Here is a 14,096-nt window from a genome sequence, read left to right as displayed (position 1 = left end):
CCGCTGCGCGGCGTAACAGTCGCGAGTCCGTCATGATCCTGATCCGTCCCGCCACGACCGCCTTCCTCGTTACGGTGGCCGCGAACTCGGCTGCGGTTGCCGCCGAACCGAGCGGCTGCGACAAGTTCAAATGGGACATCGCGCGCGAGCACGCCGCGCTGACCGCAGCCGACCGCGAGAAGCTCGTATCTGGCGCCGAGATGGCCGTTATTCCCGCGACCGGGATTGTGCTGGAGCTGCGTCCGACGGCTGACGCCAAGCTGGCGATGCCGCCGGAGCGCGCGCCCAGGGACGGCAGCTTCGCCGGCCTCACGCGGATCGCCGGAGCGCCCAAGGCCGGCGTCTACACCATCAGCCTGTCGGCCGCGGCCTGGATCGACGTGGTGCAGGACGGCAAGATCCTCAAGCCGGCCGGCTTCAGCGGCGCCACCGATTGCGACGGCATTCGCAAGACCATGAAGTACGAGCTGGGATCAAAGCCTTTCGTGCTGCAGGTCAGCGGCGCGCCGGAGAATGCGATCTCGATCGCCGTCCTGCCGGCGGCAGAATGACGCTCACACCCCTGCGACCGACGACCAGACACTGGCCAGCTTGCGCTTCATCCGCTCCTTGCGCGTCAGCACCGGCACATCCTCCTCGTCCTCCGGCAGACGCAGTCCGACCACGTTGACGCGGCCGCCGGAGATCGAGCGGGCGACCAGCACGATGGTGTCGAGCGCCACGGTCGCGCCTTCCTTCGGCGCGTTGTCGAGATGGATGTCGAAATAGTCGGCGAGCGTCAGCTTGTCCTCGCCCTCGCCGAGCTTGACGCCGTAGATGCCGGCGACCTCGTCGAGCGTATGCTCGGCCGAGACCATGAAGTCGCCGAGCAGATGCGGGTCGGGCGCGGCCGACGGCGGCATGTCGACGAAGAAGCGGTCGAGCGACTCGGCCTTTTCCGGCGGCGCCAGCAGATAGAGATAGTCCCCCGGCGCGATCGGCTCGGCCTCGGGCGGCGACAGAATCTGCTCGTTACGGATCACCAGGGTCGGCTTCGACCAGGACGGGATCAGGCCGCGGCGGAAGTACAGGCTCTTGGAGCGGATCGAATAGCCGACCAGCTGCTGCTCGAGCTGGCCGGGCAGATCGAGCTCGATGCGGCGCGGGCCCCGATCCGTGCGCGGCAGCGCCACGTGCAGCTTGCGCGCGGCCACGCCGAGCGTCCAGCCCTGCGCCAGCAGCGAGATGATCACGACCACGAACGCGACGTCGAAATAGAGATAGGCGCTGGACAGGCCGACCAGCAGCGGGATCGAGGCGAGGAAGATCGCGACCGCGCCGCGCAGGCCGGTCCAGGCGATGAACGCCTTCTCCCGCCAGTTGAAGCGGAACGGATAGAGGCAGACAAACACCGCAACGGGTCGCGCCACCAGCATCAGCATCAGCGCAACAGCAATCGCCGGCAGGAGGCTGTCGAGCAGCCGCTGCGGCGACACCAGCAGCCCGAGCAGCACGAACATCACGATCTGGGCGAGCCACGTCGCGGCGTCGAGGAAGGTGACGACAGAGTTGTGCGCGCGGGTCGGCCGGTTGCCGACGATGAGGCCGGCGAGATAGACCGCGAGGAAGCCGGAGCCGTGGGCGATCTGCGCCATGCCGAAGATCACCAGCGCGGCCGTGGTCACGAACGGCGCGTGGAGGCCCTGCGGCAGCGCGACCTTGTTGAGGCCGATGACGACGAGGCGGCCGCCGACGATGCCGAACAGCGTGCCGAGCACCGCCTCGCGGATCAGCTCGAACACGAAATGTCCGAACGACCCGTGACCGACCGAGATCAGCTCGACCAGCATCAGGGTGAGGAACACCGCGAACGGATCATTGCTGCCGGACTCCGCCTCCAGCGTGGCACCGACACGCGGGCGCAGCCGCAGGCCCTGGGCGTGGACCAGCAGGAACACGGCCGCCGCATCCGTCGAGGCGATGACGGCGCCGACCAGCATCGCCTCGGTCCAGCCGAGGTCGAGGGCATATTTCGCCACGGGCGCGGTGATGAAGGCGGTCATCAGCACGCCGACGGTCGCAAGCACCATCGAGGGCGCCAGCACGGTGCGGATGCTCTGGAAGCGCGTACGCAGACCGCCGTCGAACAGGATCAGCGCCAGCGCGACGGAGCCCACCAGATAGGTGGTACGGACGTCCTGAAATTCGATATGACCAGGGCCGGAATCGCCCGCCAGCATGCCGATCACCAGGAACACCAGCAGCAGCGGTGCGCCGAAGCGCAACGCCAGCAGGCTCGACAGGATGCCGGCCATGACGAGGACCGCACCGAGGAGGATCGCAATGCTGACGGCGTCGAGGGATGACATGAAAAAACGTTGATGGATCCGAGTTTTACATCCTTATCGTCGCCACACTTGCACGCCAACCGGATTTGCTCTTATCGCGGCGATATGCCCATTTTTCCATCCTTGCCCGCGTTCGGGGTATATTTCGCGGCAATCGCCTGTGACGAAACCGAACTAAATTCCGCAGATCCGGCCAACCCGCGCCACTGTTCCCCTCCGAGACCCCGCTGATGGACCTCGACCTGAAAGACGTTCTCGACTTCCTGCAGACCGTTGGCCGCTCGATCGGCGCCGAGGTCACCTCGCCGTGGTTCTATCTTCAACTCGGGCTGGTGCTGAGCGGCGCCGGCATCGCCTTTGCGGCGAGCGCCGCCGTGCGTGCGCGCATCGACCTGACTTCGCTGGCGATGGGCTGGCCTGGCCCGCTGCGGCAGCTGCTACGGGTGCTGCTGGAGAGCGTCACCACGGTCGTGTTCGTGATCCTGATGCGGATCGCCCGCACCGGCATGTTGCTGTGGACCTGGCCGAGCCGCAGCTACCTGCTCGCCGTCGCGCTCAAGCTGGCGCTCGCCTGGCTCGTGATCCGGCTGATCACCTCGGTGATCCGCAGCACCTTCATCGTGCAGATCGTGTCGATCTCGGCCTGGCTGGTTGCCGCGCTCAGCATCATCGGCCAGCTCGACAACGTCGTCGACGCGCTCGATTCCATCTCGGTCGTGCTCGGCGGCCTCAGGCTGACGCCGCTGCTGGTGATCAAGCTCGGCGTGCTGCTGCTCGCGGTGCTGTGGCTGACCAACATCGCCAGCAATTTCGTCGAGAGCCGCATCACGCGCTCGACCGACCTGACGCCGTCGATCCAGGTGCTCCTGATCAAGATGGTCCGCATGGGCCTGATGATCCTCGGCGTCGCGATTGCGATCAGCGCGGTCGGCATCAACCTGTCGGCGCTCGCGATCTTCTCCGGCGCCGCCGGTGTCGGTATCGGCCTCGGCCTGCAGCGCATCGTCGCCAATTTCGTCGCCGGCATCATCCTGCTGGCCGACAAATCGGTGAAGCCGGGCGATCTCGTGACCATCGGCGACAGCTCGGGGCGCATCAGCGCGATGAACACGCGCTACATCTCGGTCGCCGCCGGCGACGGCCGCGAGTTCCTGATCCCGAACGAGGACCTCGTCACCCAGAAGGTGACCAACTGGACCTACACCGACAAGAACACGCTGGTGAAGGTCAATTTCGGCACCAACTACGACGCCGATCCCCGGGTCGTCTGCAAGCTCGCCACCGAGATCGCGGCCGAGACGCCGCGCACCTTGAAATCGAAGGCGCCGAACTGCCTGCTGACCGAGTTCACCGAGGCCGGCATGAAGTTCTCGCTGACCACATGGATCGCCGACCCCAGCTACATGGACAGCGTCAAGAGCGAGGTGATGCTGGCGCTGTGGGAGGCCTTCAAGCGCGAGGGCATCAGGGTGCCGTATCCGGTGCGAGAGCTTCGCGTTCGCGGAGGTGCGCTGCCGGTGGAGACCACGCTGGAGGTGCCGACCGGCTAGGCGGCAGATCCGGCCGTGCACACCCGGCTTGCACCGGCCGGCACGATCATTAAATTAGGCGATCACCCCGCGACACCCCTGAGAACGAAACAGGCCCATGAACTATATCGAAGCGACCGACACCGCTGCGCGCAAGAACGGCCAGATCAAGCTGCACGGCCCGAGCGGCTTTGCCGGCATGCGCAAGGCCGGCGCGCTGGTGTCGAAGTGCCTCGATGCGCTCACCGACATCGTCAAGCCGGGCGTGCCGACCTCGCGGATCGACGATTTCGTCCGGGACTTCGCCTTCAGCCACGGCGCCTATCCGGCGACGCTGATGTATCGCGGCTATCGCTACTCGACCTGCACGTCGATCAACCACGTGGTCTGCCACGGCATGCCGAACGACCGGCCGCTGAAGGAAGGCGACATCATCAATGTCGACGTCACCTTCATCGTCGACGGCTGGTACGGCGATTCCAGCCGCATGTATGCGATCGGCCCGATCGCGCGCAAGGCCGAGCGGCTGATCGAGGTCACCTACGAATCGATGATGCGCGGCATCGCCGCGGTGAAGCCCGGCGCCACCACCGGCGACATCGGCCATGCGATCCAGAGCTTCGTCGAGCCGCAGGGCATGAGCGTGGTGCGCGACTTCTGCGGCCATGGTCTCGGCCGGCTGTTCCATGACGAGCCGAACATCATCCATGTCGGCCGTCCCGGCGAGGGCGTGCTGCTCAAGCCCGGCATGTTCTTCACCATCGAGCCGATGATCAATCTCGGCAAGCCGCATGTGAAGATCCTGTCCGACGGCTGGACCGCGGTGACGCGGGACCGCTCACTGTCGGCGCAGTTCGAGCATTCGGTCGGCGTCACCGCCGACGGCGTCGAGATCTTCACGCTCTCGGAGCGCCATGGAGAGAAGCCGCTGACGCAGGTGTGAGCGGGCTCCTGGCCGAATGGCCGCCGGGCGTCCGATTGTTGCCATGCCCGGCTGATCGACTGCCGCTTCCGTCGCATTCGACTGCGGGAGGCTGCTCTGACCAACGCAACACGCCGTGGCGTTCTCGGCCTGCTCTCGGCGGGCGCAGCGCTGCTGACGCCGCCGGCGCGCGCCGCGTCGGAGACAGCTCCCGCATCGGCGAATGCCGACGACGCCTGCATCCTGACGCCGCAGTCGGAATCCGGTCCCTATTATCTCGATCCCAAGCTGGTGCGCGCCGAGATCGCCGAGGACCGGCCGGGCGTGCCGCTCAGGCTGCGCCTTCGCGTCATCGAGGCCGGCTCCTGCGCGCCACTCCCCGGCGCGCGCGTCGACATCTGGCACTGCGATGCCCGCGGCATCTATTCGGGCTATCCCGGCCAGAGCGACACTCACAAGCTCGACCAGAGCGGAAAGACGTTCCTGCGCGGCACGCAGATGGCCGACGCCGCCGGCTGGGCCGGCTTCAGGACCATCTATCCCGGCTGGTATGCCGGCCGCGCCACCCACATCCACTTCAGGGTGTTTGTCGACGAGGCCACGGTGCTGACCGGACAAACCTTCTTTCCCGAGGCGCTGAACGAGTTCATCTACACCAACGTGCCCGACTACACGGGACGGCCGAAGCAACGGCTCGTCATCAATGCCAACGACCGCGTCGCGACCGAGGCCGATCCCGAACACCGCGCGCATTGCGCGGTGAAGGAGGAGCGCGATCACTATCTGGCGACCCTCACGTTGGCCGTAAGCCGCAACCCGGCCGCCGCGGTCGAGATGCCCACTGGCAAGTTGCCGCCCGCACCCTGGATCAAGGACCGGCTGGCGGCGCTGGTGCCCGGGCTCAAGCGCAGCCCGTTCTGATCATTTCGGCTCGGTGAACTGATAGGCTAGCGCCGCGAGCGGCAGCGCCGTGCCGAGCGCGGCGGCGGCCGTCCAGCCGCCATGCGCATATGCCCAGGCACCGATCCCGGAGCCCGCCGCCCCGGCGACGAAGAAGGTGGTCATATAGAGCCCGTTCAGCCGGCTGCGCTGGCCGGCGCCGAGCACGAACAGCACGCGATAGCCGAGGATGAGGCTGAGCTGCGCGCCGCAATCGATGGCGATGGCGGCGATCACCAGCGTGGCCAGCGACCCGTTCGTTCCGAGTGGAACCGAAAGCGTCAACGCGAAGCCGATCGCGCACATCAGCATCGATGCGACGGTCGCCGGTCGCGTCCAGCCGCGATCGGCGATGCGGCCGGCGACCGGCGCCATGATCGCGCCGGCGACGCCGGCCAGCGCGAACAGGGCGATGCCGGTCTGCGACATCCGGAAATCGGACCCGGCCAGCAGCAGCGGGGACGTGGTCCAGAACACGCTGAAGCCGCCGAACAGCGCGGCCTGGTAGAGCGCGCGGCGGCGCAGCGCCGGCGTGTCGCGATAGAGCTCGACCATCGAGCCGAGCAGCTGGCCGTAGCTCAGCCGCGCCCGCGGCTCGCGCGGCGGCAGGGCGAGGCGCAACACCCCGGCCAGGATCACCATGGCGAGGGCCGAGGCCGCATAGATCACGTGCCAGGAGGCATGCGCCGCGACGAAGCTCGCGAGCGGCCGTGCCAGCATGATGCCGAGCATCAGGCCGGTGGTGACGTTGCCGACGGTGCGGCCGCGGATCGCCTCCGGCGCCATGTGCCCGGCATAGGGGATCAGGATCTGCACCGCGACCGAGCCGAAGCCGATCAGCAGCGCCGAGAGCAGGAATGTCGACGGGCTCGTCGCCAGGGCCGCACAACCGAGCGCGGCCGCGCCGACGATGATGGTCATGATGACGAGCTTGCGGTTCTCGATGAGATCGCCGAGCGGCACCACGAACAAGAGACCTGCGCCGTATCCGATCTGGCTCATCGTCACCAGCAGTCCCGCGAGCTGCGGCCGCAGCCCAAGCTCGGCGCTGATCGGCCCGATCAGCGGCTGCGCGTAATAGATGTTGGCGACGATCAGCCCGCAGGAAAAGGCCAATAACAGCGTGATCCAGGCCGACAGCGAGTCGCCGGAATCGGACGTGATGGTGGTCAACGCGGATCTCTCTCGGACTGAACAGGCAGGCCATAGGGCCTTATGAGAACGGAGGCTGTCGAGCTGTGATTTTGCATCGCAGCATTCAAGCCCGACATAGGTGCTGAGGTCCCCGCACCAATTCACGTCTGCGTGGGCGCGGCACCGGGCAAGCCGTGATCAAAAGCGAGCGTGCCCGACGAGCCCTGCGGACCTCGAGCCGGCGCCGGCTACTGCGCGCCGCGCGCCTCCGCCTCCGTCTCCGTCTCGGCGGTCCGCCGGCCGCCGATCAGTCGCGGCAGCAGCATCGGCACCCGCCGGCGGTAGCGCTGGTAGGTGTCGCCGAACTGGGCGATCAGATCGCGCTCCTCGAGCTGCAGCCCGACCAGGATGTAGGCTGTGCTGAGGGCGGCGAACAGCAGGTGGCCGACCGACATCTCCGGCGTGGCCCAGAAGGCCAGCAGGAAGCCCAGCATCAGCGGGTGGCGCACCAGCCGATACAGCAGCGGCGTTCTGAAAGGTTGCGCCGTCCCGGCGCTGCCGCGGAGGGCGAGCACGGCCTGGCGGAGGCCGAACAGGTCGAAATGATCGATCATGTAGGTCGAGGAGAGCGCGATCAGCCAGCCGAGCCAATGCACGCCGGTCAGCACGCCCGCGGCGACACCCTCGACGTGCCAGACCGGACTCGGGATCGGACGCCATTGCCAGAACAGCAGCAGCAGGATCAGGCTGGACAGCAGCACATAGGTGCTGCGCTCGGCCGCCGCCGGAATGATGCGCGTCAACGCGCGCTTGAACGCCGGCCGCGCCATCACGCTGTGCTGGATCGCGAACAGCGCCAGCAGCAGCGCGTCGACGACGACGGCCTCGGTCACGGCGCTGGACACGCCCACGTCGATCGACTTGGCCGTGAGATAGTTGTAATTGCCGACGAAACCGACCGCCCACACGAACGACCCAAGAAAGACGGCATAGCTCGCGACGGCGTAGAGCATGATGAGGAGACGCCCGGACATGAAGGTTTCCTTGTTGCTGCGAGGACGGCGTGGCCGTGATCGAGACGCCCGATCCTGGGACCGGTCGCGACTCGCGCGAGCCTGAGCCCTATCAATCGACCGTCCCCCGAGCGTCCCCCGGACGCAGCCACCCAGGTCGCACCCCCGATGGTTCAGTTCCGCGTCCGGACATTAGGCTTTCCCGAGCTGCATCGCGACGGCCAGCCGTGCCCGCTGGCGCTGCGCAAGGGCCTCGCTCTGCTGGTCTATCTGGCGGAGGCCAAAGGCCCTGTCGCGCGGGACATTCTGGCGACGATGCTCTGGCCGGAGTGTTCCGAGGAGGTCGCGCGGGCGCGGCTGCGCCGCCTGCTGCACCGGCTCCAGCTCACACTCGGCGACGGCTGCCTCACCATCGATCGCGCGACGATTCGGTGGGCGGAAGCGGTCGAGCTGGAGGTCGAATCCCGGCTGTTCGAGGCGGCGTGCGACCGCGGCGAATTCGAGCTGGCCTGCCGCCTCTATTCCAGCGACTTCCTGGACGGCTTCACGCCCGGCGACTGTCCGCAGTTCGAGGAATGGGCGTTCTTCCGGCGTGAAGCCTTGCGCGGCCGGGCGGTCCAGGCGCTGGAGCGCGTGGTGCGGGATCGCAGCGCGGCCGGCGACCATGCCGCGGCTGCGGTCCACGCCGGACGCCTCGTCGCGTTCGACCCGCTCAGCGAGGTCTATGGCCGCGCCCTGATCCGCAGCCTGATGCTGGCCGGCGACCGCGCCGCCGCCCAGCGCCATCTCGACGCCCTGACGCAGCGCCTGCGCGACGAGCTCGGTGTCGCTCCCGAAGCGGAGACGCTGGCGCTGCTGGCGCAGGGCGTTGCGGCGCAAGGCGACAGCGCACCGCCGACGCGCTATGTCCTGGGCGGCGGCGTTCATCTCGCCTATCAGACCTACGGCACAGGTTCGCAGGACATTCTGCTGCTGCCCGGCTTCGTCTCGCATGTCGAGCGGATCTGGGAGGAGCCGCACTGTCGGGCCTTGCTGTCCGCGCTCGCCAGAATCGGCCGCCTGATCCTGTTCGATCGCCGCGGCATCGGGCTCTCCGACCGGGTCGGTTTCAGCCCCAGCGTGGAGGCGACGGCGCGCGACATCGCGACCGTGCTCGACGCCGCCGGCAGCCGGCGCCCGGTGCTGCTCGGCGCCTCCGAGGGCGGACCGGCCTGCATCACCTTCGCGGCCGACCATCCCGAACGAGTCGCCGGGCTGATCCTGTTCGCCTCGCTCGCCAAGGGCAGCGCCGCGCCCGGCTATCCGCATGCGCTGCAGGCCAGCCAGTACGGCATCTGGCTGCGGCAGCTGGTGGCCGAATGGGGCGGCCCCGCCGGCATCGAAACATTCGCACCGAGTCTGGCTGGCGATCCCCAGGCGCGCGCCTGGTGGGCCGGACTGCTTCGCGCGGCATCCAGCCCGGGCGCCATCAAGGGCCTGCTCGAAGCCTTCAGGGATACGGACGTCCGCCACCTGCTCGCCCGGGTCGCTGCACCGACCCTGGTGCTGCACCGTCGCCACGATCGCGCCGTGCTCGTCGGGGCCGGGCGGCATCTCGCCAGCCATATCCGTCACGCGCGCTTCGTCGAGCTCGACGGCGCCGACCATTGGATGTTCGCCGGCGACCAGAGGCCGGCCCTCGCCAGCATCGACGCCTTCATCGGCAGTCTGCAGCCATAAGCAGGATCGCCCGACGGACGAGAAGGACGTCGTCCGGTGCTGCTCACGCTCGTGATCCTGTTCGGTCTCGGGCGGCTGCTGTTCTGGCTCGGCTATGCCAGCGGCGGCGCGGGCCGCGCCTTCGGCTTTGCGCTCACCTTCTACCCCACAGCATTTTCGCTCATCGTCGGCTTCGCCATCGTGTTGACCGGACGCGCGGCCTAGCAAGGCGCGCCCTGCGGGGCGCGAGCACTTCGAGGTTGCAAAAATGCGGCGTCACGGCATGCTGACGCCGATGCCCGAGAAAGCCCCTCCTCCCAACGATACGCCGCCGGACACGCCGCACTATCACGGCCACCGTCAGCGGCTGCGCGAGCGCTTTCACAGCGCCGGTCCCGACGCGCTCAACGACTACGAGCTGCTGGAGATGGTGCTGTTCGCCGCGCTGCCGCGGCGCGACGTCAAGCCGCTGGCGAAGGCGCTGCTCAAGACGTTCGGATCGTTCGCCGAGGTGATCCACGCGCCGGAGCCGCGGCTGCGCGAGATCGACGGCGTCGGCGACGCCTCGATCACCCAGCTCAAGCTGATCGCCGCCGCCGCGCACCGCATCGCCAAGGGCGAGGTGCGGCAGAAGCACGCGCTGGCGTCATGGCAGGACGTCATCACCTATTGCCGCACCAGCATGGCGTTCGCCGACAAGGAGCAGTTCAGGCTGTTATTTCTCGACAAGCGCAACCAGCTGATCGCCGACGAGGTGCAGCAGACCGGCACCGTCGATCACACGCCGGTCTATCCGCGCGAGGTGATCAAGCGCGCGCTCGAATTGTCGGCCACTGCGATCATCCTGGTGCACAACCATCCCACTACCCCCTTTTCCATCAAGCTCGATCACGCTCAACCACATTGAAGCACCTCTGAAATCGCGTATTTTTTGGCGTTGCGTAGTGGGGGCGGTCTTGGCAAACTGGGGGCTGTAAAAGGGGTAGAAAACGGCCTTCCGTTCCCAGTTAGCGATCCCTTCTTCTCCTCGACCGATCCCAGTTCCGGAAAGGAGGAAACGCTATGCCCGCCCTAACCGACACCGCGATCCGACATGCGCTGAAGCGCGTCGAGATGAGCCGCAAGCAAGAGAACCTCGCCGATGGCGAAGGGCGTGGCACCGGCCGTCTCGTTCTCGTTCTCAAGCCCATGCCGAAGCGTGTCACCGCCGACTGGATGGCGCAGCAATGGCGGGACGGCAAACGCACCAAGAAGAAGATCGGCGCCTATCCCTCGCTGTCGCTCGCCCAGGCCCGCGAGATCTACAAGCGCGACTTTGCTGACGTCATTCAGAAGGGCCGAAGCATCAAGATCGCCACCGATACCCGCCCCGGCACCGTTGCCGATCTGTTTGAGGGTTACGTCGCGGCGCTCAAGGACGCGGACAAGCCATCCTGGAAGGAAACTGAAAAGGGCCTTAACAAGATCGCCGACACGCTCGGGCGTAATCGCCTTGCCCGCGAGATCGAGGCCGAGGAAATCATCGAGCTGATCCGCCCGATCTATGAGCGCGGCGCCAAGTCGATGGCCGATCATGTTCGCTCTTACCTACATGCCGCCTTTAGCTGGGGTATGAAGTCCGACAACGACTATCGGCAGCAATCCGTTCGCCGCTTCCGGCTCCCCTTCAATCCGGCGACGGGCATCCCGACCGAACCCAAGGTCAAGGGCACGCGCTGGCTTGACGAAGACGAGTTCGTGCAGCTCTATCGCTGGTTGGAATGCCCCGACACGCCGGTCCATCCCTCCTATCCGCGCGCCGTGCAACTCATCATGTTGACTGGCCAGCGCGTTGAGGAGATCGCGCGACTCCATGTCGATCAATGGGACGCCGAGGAACGGATCATCGACTGGTCCAAGACCAAGAACGACCAGCCTCACTCCGTCCCTGTGCCCTTGCTTGCCGCGGAGCTGATCGAGTCAATCAAGCCGAACGAATACGGCTGGTTTTTCCCTTCGGCCAAGGATCCGAAGAAGCCCGTCAGCCACGGCACGCTATATAGCTTCGTCTGGCGTCAGCGAGACCGCGGCGTGATCCCTTATGCAACAAACCGAGATCTCCGCCGGACGTTCAAAACGCTCGCCGGCAAAGCCGGCGTTTTGAAGGAGATCCGCGATCGCCTCCAAAACCACGCCCTGCAGGACGTCAGCTCCAAGCACTACGACCGCTGGCACTATATGGTCGAAAAGCGTGCCGGCATGGCGAAATGGGACAGGTTCGTCCGCGCCATGCTGGCGAAGAAGCGGCTGAAGGTGGCCGCATGAGCCGCCGTCCGGCCAAACTCTCGCTCGCCACGCCTAACGCAGAAGATCGCCGAGGCGCGCATTCTCGTAACGCTCTCCGGAGGTGAGGAAGGTGTCGGCAACGCCGCTGCGCGCGTGAGGCGATTGCCGGCAAGATCCCGCAAGAGTTTGGTATATCCCCGCCGGCTCGGCGTTCACCCCAGCGACGATGACCTGGAGGAGATGGGCCTTGCGGTGCTGGAAGGCGGCGGCGCCTCCATCACCGAGATCACGCGCCGTGACGTCGCCAAATGCTTCGGCGACGATCTTTGCGGAGAGCAGGACCTTATTGCACCCGTTGGACGGCTTTTCCCTGTTCAAAAATTCACTGCCTAGATTCGTTTCCGGCCGAGGCCTTAGAAGCCTCCGAGGTCCCTACGTTCCTACACGCAGGATCGAGAGAAAGGCATGCACGGCGAACGAAACAGCGACACGAGTTAGGCCTCCAAAGAACTCCGACGACGCGCACAAGTCTCAAGGCGCTTCAAATCTGAAACTAACCTCGTTTGGCTTCGGCAAATAGGTCAGACATGCTTACATCCAACGCGATCGCAAGCCGGCTCAAGGTGTCTAGCCGAACGTCGAGCTTACTTGCCTCCAGCTCGCTGACAAGAGCCTGCCGCAGACCAGCCGCGTTAGCCAATTCCTCTTGAGTCAAGCCCTGGGCAAGCCGAAGACGCCGTAAATTCCGCGCTAATATCTGCCGCGCAGCATGAATGTCCCGCCGAACCATGCAGCAAGAGACGCACCAGAATCTCTTGCTATCTATACGTAATTACGTATATTCAGATTGATATCCTCAGAGCTGACAAGCCTGCGTAGCGACGGATGCCCCACGGTCTCATTCTCATGAAAGGCTCGATGCGAGCGAAGCAAAAGTTGCGAACGGACACGGTCCGCGTGCAATTAGCTGGCACCACGATTGACGCCAGCTCAATGCGCGCGCTCGGTTTATCAGCTGTCCAATTCTAGCCGCCGAAGTGTGTGACGCCGCGGTCCAAGCTGATCGCGCGGGAGAGGCGCGATGCCAAGAAATCCTCTAGACCGGACAGTTGCAGTTACGGCCATCGAACACCGCAATATTGTCATCACCATCGTGAGCTTGGTTCGAGAATCCGAGAGTTCGTCGCCATCCGTAATCTCTGGGACCTTCGTCACCATGGTTCTGGGAGGGCCACTTGCCGGCCAAACATGGGAGGGCATGACATGGAGCGCGATGGTCCGGAATCATGCCGGTGCGGTAAGCCGGATCGCGGAACTCGTTGCTGAACAAGGCGGTCAATCTGACGAGGGCCATTGAAGTCGTTGCAAGAGAGCACTGGTTGCGCGGACCTGCAACCATCTCAAATTGCTGTTCGAGGCTCCCGCATAGCCTACGTGGCTTAGGTAAGTTTTATCGCTGCGCTCTGAAGCGCTCCCTTGGTAAGAGAGAGGTCGACAGTTTAATCCTGTCCGGCAGCACCAGTCCTCTGCCTCAACCTTCACGCCGTTTCGTTTGCGCTCGACCATTCCCCAAACGGGGAGCCGCACGCAAGCCGCACGCACGACCTAGTCGAGGACTCTCCGACACGTTTGAGGCAGTCCGGGCGGAAGGCGACATACGCTTCCGTGAGTCCTGGCCTTCGATGCCCTAGCTGGACTTCGATGTCATCCATGCTCACGCCGTTACGCCTAAGCTCGATGCCTCCTGAGTGCCTAGGGCTATAGGTCGTTACGTCTATCCCCGTAGACTCACGGACGGCGTTCCGGGCCGTTTTAATGCTCTCGACATGCTTTCCCCTCGTCACGACGAGAAGCCCGTCAAAAACGGCTTTCAGCGAGGTATGAAGGAAGACCAACGATAGGCCGATACTTTTTGGTTCGCGGCCGACCTGGTGGGCAGAGATTTACAAGCCCATCCTTTCAGTTCACCTGCCGAGAGTGGAGTTCGAGAATGGCCTCACTCCTTCCGAGCGTCCCGAGCATCCAGGCGATGAAGATCTGAACGTGGCCCGGCGATGCTTCGCAATACTTTTTGATTCCTGAAGCTCCATAGGACGGCCCATCGGAGCTTGAGGCCCTTCAGAGACCGTGAGGATCCAAGGGATTGATTTAATCTCACCTCGCTTATGCGCACAGTTCAAAGCAGCCTCACCAATCGTGATGACACGTCTGACCGTCGAGTCCTTCATGCCCAACCCACGAAGGTAGGCATGAAACTCCTCTTGCTTAC

At 65.3% G+C, this 14,096-nt stretch carries 13 protein-coding genes and 1 tRNA gene; 9 read left to right on the top strand and 5 right to left on the bottom strand.

The genetic code is table 11. From position 1 onward, the window contains the following. The first annotated feature begins 32 nt into the window (after window positions 1-32). A complete protein-coding gene (locus QX094_RS14845) occupies window positions 33-551 on the top strand; it encodes a hypothetical protein (protein WP_315715313.1) in 519 nt (172 codons plus the stop codon). A gap of 3 nt (window positions 552-554) precedes the next feature. On the opposite strand, the gene QX094_RS14840 is transcribed toward QX094_RS14845, so the two are convergent. Beyond that, entirely contained in the window at window positions 555-2,348 is a 1,794-nt protein-coding gene (locus QX094_RS14840; protein ID WP_315715312.1) for a potassium/proton antiporter, read from the bottom strand. A gap of 209 nt (window positions 2,349-2,557) precedes the next feature. Here QX094_RS14840 and QX094_RS14835 point away from each other — a divergent pair, with 209 nt between their 5' ends. The 3 genes from QX094_RS14835 (at window position 2,558) to QX094_RS14825 (ending at window position 5,699) form a co-directional block, all read left to right on the top strand. After that, the gene (locus tag QX094_RS14835) at window positions 2,558-3,877 is read left to right on the top strand and encodes a mechanosensitive ion channel family protein (protein WP_315715311.1); all 1,320 of its coding nucleotides are present in this window, start codon (window positions 2,558-2,560) and stop codon (window positions 3,875-3,877) included. A 97-nt stretch (window positions 3,878-3,974) separates the two neighbouring features. Beyond that, window positions 3,975-4,799 carry a type I methionyl aminopeptidase gene (gene map, locus QX094_RS14830; protein WP_315715310.1) on the top strand — a complete coding sequence of 275 codons (825 nt, stop codon included), beginning with the start codon at window positions 3,975-3,977 and terminating at the stop codon, window positions 4,797-4,799. 96 nt (window positions 4,800-4,895) lie between these two features. After that, window positions 4,896-5,699 (top strand): intradiol ring-cleavage dioxygenase, encoded by an 804-nt coding sequence (locus tag QX094_RS14825; protein ID WP_315752320.1) that lies wholly within the window; start codon window positions 4,896-4,898, stop codon window positions 5,697-5,699. Here QX094_RS14825 and QX094_RS14820 read toward each other — a convergent pair whose 3' ends face one another. Then, the gene (locus QX094_RS14820; protein WP_316174514.1) at window positions 5,700-6,890 is read right to left on the bottom strand and encodes an MFS transporter; all 1,191 of its coding nucleotides are present in this window, start codon (window positions 6,888-6,890) and stop codon (window positions 5,700-5,702) included. Between the two features lie 209 nt (window positions 6,891-7,099). Further along, window positions 7,100-7,885: a methanethiol S-methyltransferase gene (gene mddA, locus QX094_RS14815; protein WP_315825844.1), complete on the bottom strand. Its 786-nt coding sequence runs from the start codon at window positions 7,883-7,885 to the stop codon at window positions 7,100-7,102. A gap of 147 nt (window positions 7,886-8,032) precedes the next feature. Here mddA and QX094_RS14810 point away from each other — a divergent pair, with 147 nt between their 5' ends. From QX094_RS14810 to QX094_RS14795, 4 genes are all read left to right on the top strand, one after another. After that, window positions 8,033-9,583 (top strand): alpha/beta fold hydrolase, encoded by a 1,551-nt coding sequence (locus tag QX094_RS14810; protein WP_316174513.1) that lies wholly within the window; start codon window positions 8,033-8,035, stop codon window positions 9,581-9,583. Window positions 9,584-9,619: 36 nt separating this feature from the next. Further along, complete coding sequence (locus QX094_RS14805; RefSeq protein ID WP_316174512.1) at window positions 9,620-9,787, top strand: hypothetical protein; 168 nt, start codon at window positions 9,620-9,622, stop codon at window positions 9,785-9,787. A 70-nt stretch (window positions 9,788-9,857) separates the two neighbouring features. Continuing rightward, window positions 9,858-10,469 (top strand): RadC family protein, encoded by a 612-nt coding sequence (locus QX094_RS14800; protein WP_316188212.1) that lies wholly within the window; start codon window positions 9,858-9,860, stop codon window positions 10,467-10,469. Window positions 10,470-10,624: 155 nt separating this feature from the next. Further along, window positions 10,625-11,866 carry a site-specific integrase gene (locus tag QX094_RS14795; RefSeq protein ID WP_316187970.1) on the top strand — a complete coding sequence of 414 codons (1,242 nt, stop codon included), beginning with the start codon at window positions 10,625-10,627 and terminating at the stop codon, window positions 11,864-11,866. Window positions 11,867-11,899: 33 nt separating this feature from the next. Here QX094_RS14795 and QX094_RS14790 read toward each other — a convergent pair whose 3' ends face one another. Both QX094_RS14790 and QX094_RS14785 read right to left on the bottom strand, forming a co-directional pair. After that, a complete protein-coding gene (locus QX094_RS14790; RefSeq protein ID WP_316187969.1) occupies window positions 11,900-12,205 on the bottom strand; it encodes a hypothetical protein in 306 nt (101 codons plus the stop codon). 175 nt (window positions 12,206-12,380) lie between these two features. Next, window positions 12,381-12,617 (bottom strand): helix-turn-helix transcriptional regulator, encoded by a 237-nt coding sequence (locus QX094_RS14785; protein ID WP_316187968.1) that lies wholly within the window; start codon window positions 12,615-12,617, stop codon window positions 12,381-12,383. Window positions 12,618-13,261: 644 nt separating this feature from the next. On the opposite strand from QX094_RS14785, the gene QX094_RS14780 reads away from it, so the two are divergent. Then, window positions 13,262-13,348 (top strand) — tRNA-Thr (locus QX094_RS14780). Window positions 13,349-14,096 lie beyond the last annotated feature (748 nt).

Source organism: Bradyrhizobium sp. SZCCHNS1050 (assembly GCF_032484785.1).
Taxonomy (GTDB): domain Bacteria; phylum Pseudomonadota; class Alphaproteobacteria; order Rhizobiales; family Xanthobacteraceae; genus Bradyrhizobium.
This window is presented reverse-complemented; position numbering and strand designations above follow the sequence as displayed.

Excerpts from the sequence above, each read along its gene's own strand:
- QX094_RS14845 (WP_315715313.1), top strand. The coding sequence starts at position 33 with ATGATCCTGATCCGTCCCGCCACGACCGCCTTCCTCGTTACGGTGGCC.
- QX094_RS14840 (WP_315715312.1), bottom strand. The coding sequence starts at position 2,348 with ATGTCATCCCTCGACGCCGTCAGCATTGCGATCCTCCTCGGTGCGGTC.
- QX094_RS14835 (WP_315715311.1), top strand. The coding sequence starts at position 2,558 with ATGGACCTCGACCTGAAAGACGTTCTCGACTTCCTGCAGACCGTTGGC.
- map (WP_315715310.1), top strand. The coding sequence starts at position 3,975 with ATGAACTATATCGAAGCGACCGACACCGCTGCGCGCAAGAACGGCCAG.
- mddA (WP_315825844.1), bottom strand. The coding sequence starts at position 7,885 with ATGTCCGGGCGTCTCCTCATCATGCTCTACGCCGTCGCGAGCTATGCC.
- QX094_RS14810 (WP_316174513.1), top strand. The coding sequence starts at position 8,033 with ATGGTTCAGTTCCGCGTCCGGACATTAGGCTTTCCCGAGCTGCATCGC.
- QX094_RS14800 (WP_316188212.1), top strand. The coding sequence starts at position 9,858 with ATGCCCGAGAAAGCCCCTCCTCCCAACGATACGCCGCCGGACACGCCG.
- QX094_RS14795 (WP_316187970.1), top strand. The coding sequence starts at position 10,625 with ATGCCCGCCCTAACCGACACCGCGATCCGACATGCGCTGAAGCGCGTC.
- QX094_RS14785 (WP_316187968.1), bottom strand. The coding sequence starts at position 12,617 with ATGGTTCGGCGGGACATTCATGCTGCGCGGCAGATATTAGCGCGGAAT.